Origin of the sequence: Billgrantia saliphila, assembly GCF_002930105.1 — a bacterium.
In the GTDB taxonomy this organism is placed as follows: domain Bacteria; phylum Pseudomonadota; class Gammaproteobacteria; order Pseudomonadales; family Halomonadaceae; genus Halomonas; species Halomonas saliphila.
In genome coordinates this window covers 21,390-35,980 of sequence record NZ_PJRN01000006.1, presented here as the reverse complement: position 1 = coordinate 35,980, position 14,591 = coordinate 21,390, and the positions used below count along the sequence as shown (strand labels likewise).

At 65.8% G+C, this 14,591-nt stretch carries 15 protein-coding genes; 8 read left to right on the top strand and 7 right to left on the bottom strand.

Annotated features, from left to right (window positions below):
* Positions 1-27 precede the first annotated feature (27 nt).
* Positions 28-1,068, bottom strand: coding sequence for a type I glyceraldehyde-3-phosphate dehydrogenase (locus CYJ07_RS08305; protein ID WP_104203228.1), 1,041 nt, complete (start codon positions 1,066-1,068; stop codon positions 28-30).
* A 214-nt stretch (positions 1,069-1,282) separates the two neighbouring features.
* Between CYJ07_RS08305 and CYJ07_RS08300 the strand changes: the two genes are divergently transcribed.
* The 3 genes from CYJ07_RS08300 (at position 1,283) to CYJ07_RS08290 (ending at position 3,356) form a co-directional block, all read left to right on the top strand.
* The gene (locus CYJ07_RS08300; protein WP_104203227.1) at positions 1,283-1,744 is read left to right on the top strand and encodes an Hsp20/alpha crystallin family protein; all 462 of its coding nucleotides are present in this window, start codon (positions 1,283-1,285) and stop codon (positions 1,742-1,744) included.
* Positions 1,745-1,772: 28 nt separating this feature from the next.
* Positions 1,773-2,180, top strand: coding sequence for an Hsp20/alpha crystallin family protein (locus CYJ07_RS08295; protein ID WP_104203226.1), 408 nt, complete (start codon positions 1,773-1,775; stop codon positions 2,178-2,180).
* Positions 2,181-2,303: 123 nt separating this feature from the next.
* On the top strand, positions 2,304-3,356 hold the full coding sequence (locus CYJ07_RS08290) for a class I fructose-bisphosphate aldolase (RefSeq protein WP_104203225.1): 1,053 nt from the start codon (positions 2,304-2,306) through the stop codon (positions 3,354-3,356).
* A gap of 111 nt (positions 3,357-3,467) precedes the next feature.
* On the opposite strand, the gene tkt is transcribed toward CYJ07_RS08290, so the two are convergent.
* Positions 3,468-5,459 carry a transketolase gene (gene tkt, locus CYJ07_RS08285; protein WP_104203224.1) on the bottom strand — a complete coding sequence of 664 codons (1,992 nt, stop codon included), beginning with the start codon at positions 5,457-5,459 and terminating at the stop codon, positions 3,468-3,470.
* Positions 5,460-5,763: 304 nt separating this feature from the next.
* Between tkt and metK the strand changes: the two genes are divergently transcribed.
* From metK to CYJ07_RS08265, 4 genes are all read left to right on the top strand, one after another.
* Positions 5,764-6,984 carry a methionine adenosyltransferase gene (gene metK / locus CYJ07_RS08280; RefSeq protein WP_104203223.1) on the top strand — a complete coding sequence of 407 codons (1,221 nt, stop codon included), beginning with the start codon at positions 5,764-5,766 and terminating at the stop codon, positions 6,982-6,984.
* A gap of 97 nt (positions 6,985-7,081) precedes the next feature.
* Complete coding sequence (gene ligB / locus CYJ07_RS08275) at positions 7,082-8,773, top strand: NAD-dependent DNA ligase LigB (protein ID WP_104203222.1); 1,692 nt, start codon at positions 7,082-7,084, stop codon at positions 8,771-8,773.
* 59 nt (positions 8,774-8,832) lie between these two features.
* Positions 8,833-10,242 carry an adenosylhomocysteinase gene (gene ahcY / locus CYJ07_RS08270; RefSeq protein ID WP_104203221.1) on the top strand — a complete coding sequence of 470 codons (1,410 nt, stop codon included), beginning with the start codon at positions 8,833-8,835 and terminating at the stop codon, positions 10,240-10,242.
* Between the two features lie 193 nt (positions 10,243-10,435).
* Complete coding sequence (locus CYJ07_RS08265) at positions 10,436-10,768, top strand: four-helix bundle copper-binding protein (RefSeq protein WP_104203220.1); 333 nt, start codon at positions 10,436-10,438, stop codon at positions 10,766-10,768.
* 12 nt (positions 10,769-10,780) lie between these two features.
* Here CYJ07_RS08265 and CYJ07_RS08260 read toward each other — a convergent pair whose 3' ends face one another.
* The 5 genes from CYJ07_RS08260 to CYJ07_RS08240 all read right to left on the bottom strand — a co-directional run bounded on the left by CYJ07_RS08260 (position 10,781) and on the right by CYJ07_RS08240 (position 13,374).
* Positions 10,781-11,245, bottom strand: a complete 465-nt coding sequence (locus tag CYJ07_RS08260; protein ID WP_104203219.1) for a hypothetical protein — start codon at positions 11,243-11,245, stop codon at positions 10,781-10,783.
* Between the two features lie 9 nt (positions 11,246-11,254).
* Positions 11,255-11,605: a DUF6152 family protein gene (locus CYJ07_RS08255; protein WP_104203218.1), complete on the bottom strand. Its 351-nt coding sequence runs from the start codon at positions 11,603-11,605 to the stop codon at positions 11,255-11,257.
* Between the two features lie 67 nt (positions 11,606-11,672).
* Positions 11,673-12,602, bottom strand: coding sequence for an AEC family transporter (locus CYJ07_RS08250; protein WP_104203217.1), 930 nt, complete (start codon positions 12,600-12,602; stop codon positions 11,673-11,675).
* A 94-nt stretch (positions 12,603-12,696) separates the two neighbouring features.
* Positions 12,697-13,038 carry a hypothetical protein gene (locus tag CYJ07_RS08245; protein WP_104203216.1) on the bottom strand — a complete coding sequence of 114 codons (342 nt, stop codon included), beginning with the start codon at positions 13,036-13,038 and terminating at the stop codon, positions 12,697-12,699.
* 24 nt (positions 13,039-13,062) lie between these two features.
* Positions 13,063-13,374, bottom strand: coding sequence for a hypothetical protein (locus CYJ07_RS08240; RefSeq protein WP_104203215.1), 312 nt, complete (start codon positions 13,372-13,374; stop codon positions 13,063-13,065).
* 352 nt (positions 13,375-13,726) lie between these two features.
* On the opposite strand from CYJ07_RS08240, the gene metF reads away from it, so the two are divergent.
* Positions 13,727-14,581, top strand: a complete 855-nt coding sequence (metF, locus tag CYJ07_RS08230; protein ID WP_104203213.1) for a methylenetetrahydrofolate reductase [NAD(P)H] — start codon at positions 13,727-13,729, stop codon at positions 14,579-14,581.
* Positions 14,582-14,591: the final 10 nt, after the last annotated feature.

Genomic DNA, 14,591 nt, shown 5'->3' with positions numbered 1-14,591 from the left:
CTCGTTGATGGGGAACCGAAACCGGGTTCACGAAGCCGGCGGCGGCAGGGTCGCCAGGCGCTGGGCGACGTCGAGCATGCGATGGGCGAAGCCCCACTCGTTGTCGAACCAGCACAACAGCTTGATCAGGCGCTTGCCCGCTACCCGGGTTTGAGTGGCGTCAACGATACCCGAGCGGGGATCGTGGTTGAAGTCGACCGACGCCATGGGCTCCTCGGTGTAACCGAGCAGCCCCGCCAGGCGCGACTCGCTGGCGCGGCGCAGCAGCTCGTTGACCTCGCCGGCCGAGGTGTCGCGGCGCACGCAGATAGACATGTCCATGGCCGAGACGTTGATCGTTGGCACGCGCATGTGCAGGCACTCGAAGCGTCCGGCCAGGTGCGGCATCAGGCGGTTGATGCCGCGCGCCAGGCTGGTGTCGACGGGCACGATGGAGTGCATCGCCGAGCGCGTCAGCCGCAGGTCGGTCTGGTGGTAGGCGTCGATCACCGGCTGGTCGTTCATTGCCGAGTGCACCGTGGTGGTTACGCCGTGCTCGATGCCCAGCGCCTCGTCGAGCACGGTGAGCACCGGCACCAGGCAGTTGGTGGTGCACGACGCCGCCGAGACGATGCGATGCTCGGCGGAGAGCTCGTCCTCGTTGATGCCGCAGACGATGGTGGCGTCGACGTCGCTCTCGGCCGGCTGGGAGAACAGCAGGCGACCGGCACCGGCGGCGAGGTGATGCGCGGCGGTGGCGCGCTCCTTGAAGCTGCCCGAGCACTCCAGTACCAGATCGATGCCCAGCTCGCGCCAGGGCAGGCGCGCGGGGGCGGGCTCGTTCAGCACCTCGATGGGCCGGCCATCGATGACCAGGCGGCCTGCTGCGGTGCTCACCCGGCCGGGGAAGCGGCCATGGGTGGTGTCGTAGCGGGTGAGGTAGGCGATGGTGTCCAGGTCGGAGAGTTCGTTGATCGCCACCACCTCGAGCGCCGCGACGTCGGGGTGGGTCAACCGGCGCTCCACCAGCGCGCGCAGCACGCACTGGCCGATTCGTCCGTATCCATTGATGGCGATGCGCTGGGCCATGCTTGCCTGGCTCTCCTCGAACGGAAAGCGGAGATTCTACCGTAAAAGCGCTGCGACGTCCCGGCTCGCGGCAGCGGGGCATGGCGCGTCGCGCGGGGCTTGAAAGCGCACTGCGAGCCCCTATTTTCCCTTACGGGACGTCGCCGGCCGACGAGGTTGCCGCGGCCGGTCGCATCCCGTTTCCTGGTTAGGCAAAGCGTAGGAGGTGTTCGTCATGTTCGGAGATCTCAGGCGTTACGATACCGGGTCTCCCTGGGGTGTGGACTGGTTTCGGGAATGGCTGGACGAGATACTTCCCGAGCCCGGGGCGACCGACATCCGCGCGGTACCGCGCGGAACCTACCCGATGATCAATATCGGCCGTACCGACGATGCGGTGCGCGTTTACGTGTTCGCCGCCGGTCTCACGGCGGGCGATCTCGAACTCAGCCTTCAGGACAATGTCCTGACCGTCAGGGGGGAACGCCAGGTCGTGCCCGACGAACCGGAAGGCGACGAGCGGCGCCCCTATTTTCGCCGCGAGCGTGCGGGTGGCAGCTTCGCCCGCTCCATCGCCCTGCCCGAGGGTCTGGATGCCGACCGGGCCGAGGCGCGCTGGCGCAACGGCGTGTTCGAGATCACGCTGCCCAAGCGCGAGGAGCTCAAGCCGCGGCGTATCGAGATCCAGTCGGCATGATGGTCGAGCCTGAAGGAGGTGAACGGCAATGAACGAGATCACTCGGCAAGAAGCGACCCGTCAGCCCCAGGTGCAGGAGAGCGAGGGTTCCCGCGACGAGCGCGACCGGGCGCTGCAACCGCCGGTCGATATCTTCGAGGAGGGCAATGCCCTGCACCTGCTGGCCGATCTTCCCGGCGTCACGCCGGAATCGCTGAGCATCGAGGTGGACAACAATCTGCTGAGCCTGGAGGGCGAGATCCGGCTGGAGATGCCGGAAGGCATGTCGGCCATCTACGCCGAGGTACGGGCCCAGCGCTTCGCACGCCGCTTCACGCTCAGCCACGAGATCGACAGCGACGCCATCGAGGCGCGCATCGAGAACGGGGTGCTGCACTTGCAACTACCGAAGAAGCCATCGCACCAGCGTCGCCGCATCGAGGTCAGGGCGGCCTGAGCGAACCCCGGCAAGCGCCCTTCCCGCATGGGAAGGGCGCTTCCGTTTGCAAGCGAGGCGTACGCTCGGTACGGTTTTCACTACGCTGGGAATAGCGAATCACGACACCATGGAGAGGAAGACATGACCGATATACCCCAACTGTTGGGTGACGATGCCGAATACCTGCTCGACCACCGCTGCCGTGGCTTTCCCCGCGAGCAGCTCCACCTGCCGGGCCCGGACTTCGTCGACCGGGTCGTCGCCGACAGCGACCGCAGCCCTGCCGTGATGCGCAGCCTGCAGGCGATGTTCGGCCATGGCCGTCTGGCCGGCACCGGCTACCTCAGCCTGCTGCCGGTGGACCAGGGCATCGAGCACTCCGCCGGGGCCTCCTTCGCGCCCAACCCGCGCTATTTCGACCCGGCCAACATCGTCGAGCTGGCCATCGAGGGCGGTTGCAACGGGGTGGCGTCCACCCTGGGCGTGCTGTCGTCGGTGGCGCGCCGCTACGCCCATCGCATCCCGATGATGCTCAAGCTCAACCACAACGAGACGCTGAGCTACCCGGCGATGTACGACCAGACCCTGTTCGCCGAGGTGGAACAGGCTCACGACATGGGCTGCGTGGCGGTGGGGGCGACCATCTACTTCGGCTCCCCCGAGAGCCGCCGCCAGATCATGGAGATCAGCGAGGCCTTCGAGCGCGCCCACCAACTGGGCATGGCTACGGTGCTGTGGGCCTACTTGCGCAACCCCGCGTTCAAGCACGAAGGCAAGGACTACCACGTGGCGGCCGATCTCACCGGCCAGGCCAACCACCTCGCCTCGACGATCAAGGCCGACATCGTCAAGCAGAAGCTGCCCGAGACCAACGGCGGCTTCCAGGACATCGGCTTCGGTCATACCCACGCCAAGGTCTACAGCGAGCTGACCTCCGATCATCCCATCGATCTGGCCCGCTACCAGGTGGCCTGCTGCTACATGGGGCGTGCCGGGCTGATCAACTCGGGCGGCGGCTCCAAGGGCAACTCCGACATGGCCGAGGCGGTGCGTACCGCGGTGATCAACAAGCGCGCCGGCGGAATGGGGCTGATCTCGGGGCGCAAGGCGTTCCAGAAGAGCATGAGCGAGGGCGTCGAGCTGCTTCAGGCCATTCAGGACGTGTACCTGGACAAGAGCGTGACGGTGGCCTGAGGAAACACTGCCCCAAACGCCTGAGCGAGCGAATCGCCATTGGAAATGAAAAGGGCACGACCGCGCGGTCGTGCCCTTCTTTTGTGCCGCTTGCTTCCATGCCGCAACTTGTCAGCCGAGCAGTTCCTGGGCCTGCTCGAGGACGTTCTCCACGGTGAAGCCGAAGTACTTGAACAGGTCGCCCGCCGGGGCGGACTCGCCGAAAGTGGTCATGCCGATCACGCGGCCGTCGAGGCCCACGTACTTGTACCAGTAGTCGGCGTGGCCGGCCTCGATGGCGATGCGCTTGGTCACCGCCCTCGGCAGCACGCTCTCGCGATACTCGACGTCCTGGCCGTCGAAGCGGTAGGCGGAGGGCATCGAGACGACTCGGACCGCGCGGCCCTGGCCTTCCAGCTCGGCGGCGGCGTCCATGGCCAGCGCCACCTCGGAACCGGTGGCGATCAGGATCAGCTCGGGCGTTCCCTCGCACTCCTTGAGGACGTAGGCGCCGCGCTGGATCTCGGCCAGCTGCTGCTTGCTGCGCTCCTGGTGCGGCAGGTTCTGGCGCGACAGCACCAGCGCCGTGGGGCCGGAGTTGCGCTTGATCGCGGCATCCCATGCGGCGGCGGTCTCCACCGCGTCGCAGGGGCGCCAGGTGCACAGGTTGGGCGTGCTGCGCAGGTTGGTCAGCTGCTCGATCGGTTGATGGGTGGGGCCGTCCTCGCCCAGGCCGATGGAGTCATGGGTGAACACGTAGATGGCGCGCTTGCCCATCAGCGATGCCATGCGCACCGAATTGCGCATGTACTCCATGAAGATCAGGAAGGTGGCGCCGTAGGGGATGAAGCCGCCGTGCAGCACGATGCCGTTCATGATCGCGCCCATGCCGAACTCGCGCACCCCGTAGTGCAGGTAGTTGCCGCCCGGGTTCTCGCGGGAGATTGGCTTGGCGCCGCTCCAGAAGGTCAGGTTGGAGGGCGCCAGGTCGGCGCTGCCGCCGAGCAGCTCGGGCAGCTGCGGGCCGAGCTCGTTGAGGCACAGCAGCGACGCCTTGCGTGTGGCCAGGGTCTCGCCCTTCTGCTGCATCTTCTCGATGAAGGCTTCGCTGGTGATCTCCGCCGGCAGCTTGCACTGCACGCGGCGGCTGAACTCGCGGGCGAGCTCGGGATGTTCGTCGCGGTAGCGGGCGAAGCGGGCCTGCCAGTCGTCCTGGCGCGACTGACCCTCGGCGCGGGCGTCCCAGGCCTGATAGATCGGCTCGGGCACGTGGAACGGGGCGTGCGGCCAGCCGAGCTGCTGGCGTGCCGCGGCGACCTCTTCCTCGCCCAGCGGGGCGCCGTGGCTCTCCTCCTTGCCCTGCTTGTTGGGCGCGCCGAAGCCGATGATGGTCTTGCAGATGATCAGGCTGGGGCGGTCGTCGTGGCTGCGGGCCAGTTCGATGGCGGCCGTGATCTGCTCGGGGTCGTGGCCGTCGACGTTGGGCACCACGTGCCAGCCGTAGGCTTCGAAGCGCTTGGCGGTGTCGTCGGTGAACCAGCCCTCGACCTCGCCGTCGATGGAGATGCCGTTGTCGTCGTAGAACACCGTGAGTTTGCCCAGGCCCAGGGTTCCCGCCAGCGAGCTCACCTCGTGGGAGATGCCCTCCATCATGCAGCCGTCGCCGGCGAAGCAGTAGGTCTGGTGGTCGACGATTTCGTGTCCCGGGCGGTTGAACTGTGCCGCCAGGGTCTTCTCGGCGATGGCCATGCCCACGGCATTGGCCAGGCCCTGGCCCAGCGGGCCGGTGGTGGTCTCGATGCCCGGCGCATAGCCGAACTCGGGGTGACCGGCGGTCTTGGAGTGCAGCTGGCGGAATGCCCGCAGCTGCTCCAGCTCGAGCTCGTAGCCGGTCAGGTGCAGCAGGGAGTAGAGCAGCATCGAACCGTGGCCGTTGGAGAGCACGAAGCGGTCGCGGTCGGGCCATTTCGGGTCGTTGGGGTTGTGCTTGAGATAGTCGTTCCACAGCACTTCGGCGATGTCGGCCATGCCCATGGGCGCGCCGGGGTGGCCGGACTTGGCCTGCTGTACGGCATCCATGGACAGGGCGCGAATGGCATTGGCCAGTTCGAATCGGGACGGCATGTTGGGTTAGCTCCTCGCCTGCGGCAGAATGGGGCAAGTCAATGGCGGCCTGACGAGCCCGCCGGTAGCGTTCTGGCTGGGCGCCGCAGGGTGGCACGGCGCGGTCGAATTCGGCCGCCTATTGTCGCCGACTTGCCCCCGGGCATCAAATGACGGGTGCCTCTCGGGGGACCAGCATGTAAACTCGGGCCCCACCGCTGCGCGCCTGCCGGGCCAGGAAGCCAGGCACCGTGCGGTCACGGGCTGCCAAACCGGTTCGGGCGGCGCCGCTGCGCTTTGCCGATACACAGAAGGGTCGACACGCATGAGCGAATACTCCCTGTTCACCTCCGAGTCCGTCTCCGAAGGGCACCCGGACAAGATCGCCGATCAGATCTCCGATGCGGTGCTGGACGCCATCATCGCTCGCGACAAGCACGCCCGGGTGGCCTGCGAGACGCTGGTCAAGACTGGCGTGGCCATCGTCGCCGGCGAGATCACCACTTCCGCCTGGGTCGACCTGGAGGAGTTGGTGCGTCAGGTGATCATCGACATCGGCTACACTTCCTCGGAGGTGGGGTTCGACGGCGAGACCTGCGGGGTGCTCAACCTGATCGGCAAGCAGAGCGTGGACATCGCCCAGGGAGTCGACCGCAGCAAGCCGGAGGACCAGGGAGCGGGCGATCAGGGCCTGATGTTCGGCTACGCCACCAACGAGACTGATTCGTTCATGCCGGCGCCGATCCATTACGCCCACCGCCTGGTGGAGCGTCAGGCCGAGCTGCGCAAGCACGGTCTGCTCCCATGGCTGCGCCCGGATGCCAAGAGCCAGATCACCTTCCGCTACGACGAGTCGGGCATGCCCTGCGGCGTCGAGGCGGTGGTGCTGTCGACCCAGCATGCCCCGGAGATCGATCAGGATGAGCTGCGGCGCATGGTCCGGCGCGAGATCATCGAGGAGGTGATCCCCGCCGAGTGGCTCTCCGAGCAGACCAAATTCCACATCAACCCCACCGGCAAGTTCGTCATCGGCGGTCCGGTGGGCGACTGCGGCCTGACCGGGCGCAAGATCATCGTCGATACCTACGGCGGCATGGCACGCCACGGCGGCGGCGCCTTTTCCGGCAAGGATCCTTCCAAGGTCGACCGCAGCGCCGCTTATGCCGGGCGCTACGTGGCCAAGAACGTGGTGGCCGCGGGACTCGCCGACAAGTGCGAGATCCAGGTGTCGTACGCCATCGGCGTGGCCGAGCCCACCTCGGTATCGATCAATACCTTCGGCACCGGCAAGGTGGACGAGGCGCACATCATCGAGCTGGTGCGCGAGCACTTCGATCTGCGCCCCTTCGCCATCACCCGCATGCTCGACCTGCTGCACCCCATGTACCAGCTCACCGCGGCCTACGGCCACTTCGGCCGCGAGCCCTTCGAGGCCAGCTACAGCTGGAAGGACACCAAGGGGCAGGAGCATACCGAGACCTTCACCGCTTTCCCCTGGGAGCGCACCGACCGCGCCGCGGCTTTGCGTCAGGCCGCCGGTCTGTAAGCTCCTGTAGGATCAGGCTTACGTTACATGACGAGCCCCGCCGACAGCGTCGCGCGGGGCTCGTTGCTATGGTGGTAGCTTTTTTCGGAGGCTACCCATGATTCAGCGTCTCGTCGTCGGCCTGCTCTGCCTGTTCGGCTGGTGGCCATCCCTGGGGGCATTCGCGGACGAATCCTGTCAGGCGGCGCCCGCGCCCGATGCGGTGGCGGCATTGGTCGAGCGCCTCGCTGAATGGGATGACGCCTACTATCGGCGCGGTGAGTCCGCCGTCAGCGACAGCGTCTATGATCAAGCCAGGTCACGGCTCGAGACCTGGCGGCGCTGTCATCCCGAGCATGTGCCCGCGGTGCTCACACCCAGGCATCCGCGTGGCGACGTCCCTCATCCCGTGCTCCAGACGGGGCTCGAGAAACTGGCCGACGCGGCGGCGGTGGGGCGCTGGATGTCACGCCGCGACGATGTCTGGATCCAGCCCAAGGTCGATGGCGTCGCGGTGACCCTGGTCTATGCGCAGGGGGAACTCACGCAAGCCATCAGCCGTGGCGATGGTGTGAGGGGGCAGGATTGGACCGAGCGGGTGAGGCGTCTTCCGGCAGTGCCGACTCGCCTGCCCGAGGCGCACGACGCCGTGCTGCAGGGGGAGCTCTACCTGCGCAGAGACGCCCACGTGCAAGCGGAGGTCGGCGATGCCGGGGCTCGAGCTCGAGTGATCGGTCTGATGGCCCGCGAGTCCCTTACGGCTGCCGAAGCCGCCGAGGTGGGGCTGTTCGTCTGGGAGTGGCCGGACGGCCCCGCTGCGATGCCGGCGCGTCTGGAAGGCTTGGCAGCGCTGGGTTTCGTAGACACGGTCACCTTCACCCACTCCGTGGCCGACCTGGCGAGTATCGAGCAGTGGCGCGACGCCTGGTTTCGGAGTCCGCTGCCTTTCGCTACCGACGGCGTAGTGCTGCGCCAGACCTCGCGCCCGTCCGGCGAGAGATGGAAGGCCGAGCCGCCGGCCTGGGCGGTGGCCTGGAAGCATTCGCCCCGGGAGTCGCTGGCCGAGGTGCGCGGCGTGGAGTTCCGTATCGGCCGCACCGGGCGCGTCACGCCGCTGTTGCACCTCTACCCGGTGGAGCTGGAGGGACGCACGATCCGCCGAGTCAGCCTCGGCTCCCTGGCCAAGTGGCGGGAGCTGGATATCCGTCCCGGCGATCAGGTGGTGATCGCCCTGGCGGGGCTGACCATTCCACGGCTGGAGGGCGTGGCCTGGCGCGTCCCCGAGCGAGCGATGGTGGAGACGCCCGATGCCGAGGCCTACCATGCGTTGAGCTGCCTGCAGGCGACGCCGGGCTGCGAGGGGCAGTTCCTGGAGCGTCTGGCGTGGCTTTCCGGCTCCGAGGCTCTTGATCTGTCTGGAGTGGGGCGAGGAACCTGGCGAGCGTTGATTGAGGCCGGGCTGGTAGAGACGCTGCTCGACTGGCTGGCGCTGGATGAACGGGCGCTGCGGCGTGCCCATGGGATCGGTGACGTTCGTGGCGGGGCTTTGGCGGCTACCTTCGATGCGGCTCGGGCGGCCTCCATGTCACGCTGGCTGCAAGCGCTTGGAGCACCGCCGGGATTCGAGACCGCCCTGCCGGCGGACTGGGCGACCTTGACCGAATACGACCGCCGCGACTGGGCAGCGCTGGACGGGATGGGACCCGGTCGTGTCGCGGCGCTGGTGGAGTTCTTCGCTCACCCCGAGATTCGGCGCCTGGCCTCACGGCTTGCGGCTCACGGGGTGGCGGGTTTCGGCGATGGATTGTAGCCCTCCGTGATCCCAGCCTATAGTGAGTCTTACCGTTTTTCGCTCGAGAGAGGTAACGCATGAATCAGCCCGCCGTTTCCGCCCCGACCGCGCAGGACTACAAGGTCGCCGACATCGGCCTGGCCGACTGGGGGCGCCGCGAGATCCGCATCGCCGAGACCGAAATGCCGGCGCTGATGAAGATTCGCGCCAAGTACCGCGACGAACAGCCCCTCGCGGGCGCGCGCATCGCCGGCTGCATCCACATGACCATCCAGACGGCGGTGCTTATCGAGACCCTGATCGATCTGGGGGCATCGGTACGCTGGTCCTCCTGCAACATCTTTTCCACCCAGGATCATGCCGCCGCCGCCATCGCCGCCGCCGGCATCCCGGTGTTCGCCTGGAAGGGCGAGACCGAGGAGGAGTTCTGGTGGTGTATCGAGCAGACCGTGGAGGGGTCCGACGGCTGGACGCCCAACATGGTGCTCGACGACGGCGGCGACCTCACCGCACTGCTGCACGACAAGCGACCCGAGCTGCTCGACGCCATCCACGGCATCTCCGAGGAGACCACCACCGGCGTGCATCGCCTGCAGGAGATGCTGCGCGACAGGAACCTGCGGGTGCCGGCGATCAATGTCAATGATGCCGTGACCAAATCGAAGAACGACAACAAGTACGGCTGTCGCCATTCGCTCAACGACGCCATCAAGCGCGGGCTCGACCATCTGCTGGCAGGCAAGCAGGCGCTGGTGGTGGGCTACGGCGACGTGGGCAAGGGTTCGGCGGCCTCGCTGCGCCAGGAGGGCATGATCGTCAAGATCGCCGAAATCGACCCGATATGCGCCATGCAGGCATGCATGGACGGCTTCGAGGTGGTCTCGCCCTATATCGACGGCATCAACCGCGGCAGCGACAGTGTCGACCGGGCGTTGCTCTCGCGCATTGATCTGGTGGTGACCTGTACCGGCAACGTCCAGGCCTGCGACGCCGCCATGCTCGAGGCGCTCAAGTCCGGCGCCGTGGTGTGCAACATAGGCCATTTCGACAACGAGATCGATACCGCCTACATGCGCCATCACTGGCACTGGGAGGAGGTCAAGCCGCAGGTGCACAAGGTCTATCGCGACAGCACGCCGGGGCATTTCGATCCGACCAGCGGCAACTATCTGCTGCTGCTCTCCGAGGGGCGCCTGGTCAACCTGGGTAACGCTACCGGCCACCCTTCGCGGGTGATGGACGGCTCGTTCGCCAACCAGGTGCTGGCCCAGATCCATCTGTACCAGCAGCGCTTCGCCGACCTGCCGCCGGCGGATAAGCAGGGCGGTCTGGCGGTCACGGTGCTGCCGCGCCATCTCGACGAGGAGGTGGCGCGCTACATGGTGGAGGGCTTCGGCGGGGTGCTCACGCGCATGACCGAGCAGCAGGCCGAATACACCGGGGTGCCGGTGGAAGGGCCCTACAAGCCGGACGCCTACCGCTACTGAGGCTCCCGGCAGCCACTCCTCGCAGACGCCGCCCATGGGGCGGCGTCTTGCGTTCGCCCCTTGGGCTTTGGGCGGCTCGCTTGTGAGCCAACTTGGCGTCGACTAGCTTTCTTCTTACTCGAAGGGGGCGCCGGGCGGCCTCTTCGAGCCCCCACCAGACCGGCCCAAAAAACCGATATTAGGAGTGAACGAGATGGATTTTGGTCACTACAAGTCGTGTATCGAAGCCTGCCACGTGTGTGCGGCCTACTGTGATCGTTGCGCCACCTCTTGCCTGCAGGAAGACGACGTCAAGATGATGGCGGAGTGTATCCGTTTGGATATGCAGTGCGCACAGATCTGCCGCCTGGCAGCTTCCTTCATGGCCCAGGACAGCGAGTACGCCAATCAGCTCTGCCGCCTGTGCGCCGATATCTGCAAGGCATGCGGCGACGAATGCGCCAAGCACGAGGCCGAGCATTGCCAGCAGTGCGCCGAGGCATGCCACCGCTGTGCCGAGGCGTGCATCGCCATGGCATCACACTAAGCCCTCCCTCCGTCAATCATCGACGAAGGCGAGAAAGCGCCCGGCCAGCAGTACCGCCGGCCAGAGTAACAGCGAGAGCATGCCGGCCAGGCGCAAACGTCGGGGTGTGGCGCCTGCCAGCCCCGGCCCCAGGCCAAGCCACAAGGCATTGGCGACAGCCAGTGCAATCAGCACCAGCTTGAGACGAAAAAGCCACGATTCTGCGTAGCCGCCGGGGTCGGCGAGAAACAGCAGGGAGCCGGTCGCCATGGCGAGCAGCAGCCCTGCGACCGCTAGCGGCTGCAACAGGCGACCCAGTTCCCCTGGCGGCAGCTGCCGCCGACAGCCCAAAAGTCGCAGATCGAGCGCCACGATGGTGCCGATCAGCAGAGAAATACCGAGCACGTGCAGGGTATTGATCGCGGCGTATCCCCAGCGCGACAGGCGCATCCATTCGGCCAGGGCGGTCTCGCCGAGCCAGGCCAGCAAGGCGTCCACGGTGTGCGATCAGATCCTTCCGGGGTAGAGCACGTAGTGCTCGTCATCGATCCAGAGCTGCTCGGCTTTCATCAAGCGTTCGCCGGAATGCTCGCCCGATAGGCGCAGCTCGACGCCTTCGGCCAGGTCGCCCTCTTCCAGGCCGGCGCGTTCGTTGCGCCAAGGCTGGCCGACTTCGACTGTCCACGACTCGCCGTCGACGTCGAGCGTGAGTTCGCCGTGAGGGTTGCCCAGGCGTACGGCGGTGATCGTGCCTTCTATCTCGATCGTCTCGCCGCCGGTCCAGCCATGGTGGGCCTGGGCGGGGGACAGCGACAGCAGCATGACGAAGGGGAGCAGCCACGTTAGCGATTGGCGCATGATCGGACTCCTGCCGTGGGGTTTCCTTCAGGCTAGCCCTCCCGAGATGAGCTGCAAGGGCAATGGCTCATAGCCCCACGAGTCGCATCAACCCCTGCAGATAGAAGGGAATCAGCAGCGGGGCGGCCAGGGTCGTAGCCAGCACCGCCATGGCGCCCTTTTCGGGCTTGATGCCCAGCTCCATGGCCACCACCACCACGTTGGCGGCCATGGGTACCACGCCAAGCAGCAGCAGCGCCAAGGCAAGCTCGGTCGATACCGGTAGCCAGACCTGCAACAGGAGCACGGCAGCGAGCGACAGCAGCGGCCAAAGTCCATAGCGCACTGCCACGCAGCCGATGATGAAGCGCAGGTCGAACTCGCGGATCGTGACCCGACCCAGGGTCATGCCGATGATCATCATGCCGAGTAGCGTATAGGTCGCGGGGAACACCGTCAGGCTGTCCATGAGCGCGTCCGGCAGGTCGATACCGAAGCCACTGACCGCCAGCGCTGCGACGAAGGCGTAGATCAGCGGAAGTCGAACGATCTTGGCCAGGCTCTCACGTACGGAGAACTGGCCGCGGGCGCTGATGTAGAAGCCGACCGTGAATTCATAGAGTGTGATGCCCAGCAGACAGAAGAGATAGAGCGTCACTCCTTCCGGAGGCAGCAGAACCATGGCGACCGGCAGGCCGAAGTAGCCGGTATTGCCGGTGCCGGAGGAGAACGCCAGGACGGCGCTCTCCTGAGGCGCGAAAAAGCGCCTGGCGATGGGGTTAACGGCAATGGCGACCAGACTGGCCAGGCAGAACAGCGCAGCGGTGAGCAACAGGTATTGGGGTGTGGGCCCTCCCAGCACCAGCCCGCGGAAGAAGGTCAGCGGAGCGATCAAATAGATCAGCAGCGTGGCGATGGGGCGCGGATCGATGGCCAGGCGCCGGGCCGCAATCCAACCCAGCCCGACGAAGGCAAGCAATGTCCAGAGCGGGCCCATGAGGGCGCTTGGGTCGATCATCGTCTCCTGCCGGTCCCTAGCCGAAAGACGATATGATGCCTGTTGGTTGCGCTGTTGTCAGCGAGGCGTGTCGAGTCCGCCTTTGACCCGCTCCTTAGCCGTTACGCCGATTCGATTTGGCTTGCTCCGCCTTGTCGTCGATATTTTCCTTGTGAGCCGTCTTGTCGCGCGTCGCCTGGGCGCCTGAAACGGGAGTGACGTCCCGCCGCGTGTCGATGCCCGGTTTCTTGGCGCTGTGCTTCTGATCGTCGACGTTGGCATCGGGACGATAGACATCATCCTGCGCGGGCCCACTGCGGCCTCCCTTGTGCCCTGCACCTTCCTCGGGGATGTCGCGGTCGGTCAGCCGGCGTGCTTCCTTGCGCAGCGTTTCGCGTTCCTCTTCAGGTATGTCGGTACTCTGTCGGGTCGACGGGTCATGGCGTGGCTTTTCCATGTGACGCTCCTCCATCGTGTGGCTTCAGTTGCCCTTGCCTTCGTCACCCATGGTGAAGGAGGGAGGGTCGCTTGCCGGGAAGGTTTCCGCATTGGCCTCGTCCAGGTCGCGCTCATCCTGTTGAGCCTCGGCTTCGGCCGTGGAAATCTCGGTATATCCCGGTTCCAAAGTCCAGCGCTGATCGCGATGAGCCAACATCTGCTTGGGCACCCAGAAACGGCTTCCCGTTTCGGTAATGATGCCGATCTTCTCGGCATTGCTGGTGTCGGCTACCTTGCCGACCTGATCGCCCGTGTCATCGAACACAGGGGTGCCGGTGAGAATGTCCTGTGTCATGGTGCCCTCCTCGTTCACTCGGTTGATTGCCAGGTCTTTCCCTGTCCAGGCCAGTGACGCCATGGAGTCCTTTCAAGGTCGTCAGCCCTTGGCCGGCGGTCAAATCGGCAGGATGAATTTTTGTAACCTGATTCGGCTTTTTTGCATCCTTGGCGACCCCCGCGGCGGGGCGTCCTTTTTAACGGATCAGGCTATAAGAACCGATTTCTATATGACCGAAACTCATGCGTGGCGGTGAAACTTTTCATTGGTCAGAGGGTCACCCGAACGGCAGAATGCAGGCAACGCAATGAAATACGCCATGGGCCGCAGGAGCTGCGCACGCCCTAGGCAGGATTGGAGAGAGGTCGGCATGAGTACGTCACATCCGCTGGGTATCAGTTTCGAATTCTTCCCACCCAACACTGACGTGGGACGCGAGAAGCTGATCGGCGTGCGTGATGCGCTGGCCGTGCGCGAGCCGCGCTTCTTCTCGGTGACCTATGGCGCTGGCGGTTCGACCCAAGGGCGGACGCTGAGCACGGTTCGCCGGGTACGCGAAGCGGGCATCACCACGGCGCCGCATCTCTCCTGCATCGGCAGCGAGAAAGCGCAGCTGCGCGATCTGCTTGAGCAGTACCGGGAAGAGGGCATCGACAGCCTCGTCGCCCTGCGTGGCGATCTCCCGTCGGGCATGGGAGGCATCGGCGAGCTGCGCTATGCCAACGAGCTGGTCGAGTTCATTCGCGCCGAGACCGGCGATCACTTCGAAATCGCCGTGGCCGCCTATCCCGAATCCCATCCCCAGGCACCGAGCTTCGAACGCGACCTGGAGAATTTCGCGCGTAAAGTGAAGGCCGGGGCCAACCTTGCCATCACACAGTATTTCTTTTCCGCCGACGCCTATTTTCACTTCGTCGACCGCGCCCGCGCCCTTGGCGTCGATGCACCCATCGTGCCCGGCATCATGCCGATTACCAACTACACCAAGCTGGCGCGATTCTCCGACGCCTGCGGGGCGGAGATTCCCCGCTGGATCCGCAAGCAACTCGAAGCCTACGGCGATGACAGCGAGACGATCGCCGACTTCGGTACGGAGGTGGTGTCGCGCCTATGCCAGCGGCTGCTCGAGGGCGGCGCCCCCGGTTTGCACTTCTATACCCTCAACCAGGCCGATCCGTGCCTGCGGATTCTCGACAACCTGGGAAGTCCTCTGGCGGCACGCTGAATCTGGGTCT

What these genes read in the sequence shown, in the direction of transcription:
- CYJ07_RS08265 (WP_104203220.1), top strand. Translation starts at nt 10,436, where the DNA reads ATGGATTTTGGTCACTACAAGTCGTGTATCGAAGCCTGCCACGTGTGT.
- tkt (WP_104203224.1), bottom strand. Translation starts at nt 5,459, where the DNA reads ATGCCGTCCCGATTCGAACTGGCCAATGCCATTCGCGCCCTGTCCATG.
- CYJ07_RS08290 (WP_104203225.1), top strand. Translation starts at nt 2,304, where the DNA reads ATGACCGATATACCCCAACTGTTGGGTGACGATGCCGAATACCTGCTC.
- CYJ07_RS08245 (WP_104203216.1), bottom strand. Translation starts at nt 13,038, where the DNA reads ATGGAAAAGCCACGCCATGACCCGTCGACCCGACAGAGTACCGACATA.
- CYJ07_RS08240 (WP_104203215.1), bottom strand. Translation starts at nt 13,374, where the DNA reads ATGACACAGGACATTCTCACCGGCACCCCTGTGTTCGATGACACGGGC.
- CYJ07_RS08255 (WP_104203218.1), bottom strand. Translation starts at nt 11,605, where the DNA reads ATGCGCCAATCGCTAACGTGGCTGCTCCCCTTCGTCATGCTGCTGTCG.
- ligB (WP_104203222.1), top strand. Translation starts at nt 7,082, where the DNA reads ATGATTCAGCGTCTCGTCGTCGGCCTGCTCTGCCTGTTCGGCTGGTGG.
- metF (WP_104203213.1), top strand. Translation starts at nt 13,727, where the DNA reads ATGAGTACGTCACATCCGCTGGGTATCAGTTTCGAATTCTTCCCACCC.
- CYJ07_RS08305 (WP_104203228.1), bottom strand. Translation starts at nt 1,068, where the DNA reads ATGGCCCAGCGCATCGCCATCAATGGATACGGACGAATCGGCCAGTGC.
- CYJ07_RS08295 (WP_104203226.1), top strand. Translation starts at nt 1,773, where the DNA reads ATGAACGAGATCACTCGGCAAGAAGCGACCCGTCAGCCCCAGGTGCAG.
- metK (WP_104203223.1), top strand. Translation starts at nt 5,764, where the DNA reads ATGAGCGAATACTCCCTGTTCACCTCCGAGTCCGTCTCCGAAGGGCAC.
- CYJ07_RS08300 (WP_104203227.1), top strand. Translation starts at nt 1,283, where the DNA reads ATGTTCGGAGATCTCAGGCGTTACGATACCGGGTCTCCCTGGGGTGTG.
- CYJ07_RS08250 (WP_104203217.1), bottom strand. Translation starts at nt 12,602, where the DNA reads ATGATCGACCCAAGCGCCCTCATGGGCCCGCTCTGGACATTGCTTGCC.
- ahcY (WP_104203221.1), top strand. Translation starts at nt 8,833, where the DNA reads ATGAATCAGCCCGCCGTTTCCGCCCCGACCGCGCAGGACTACAAGGTC.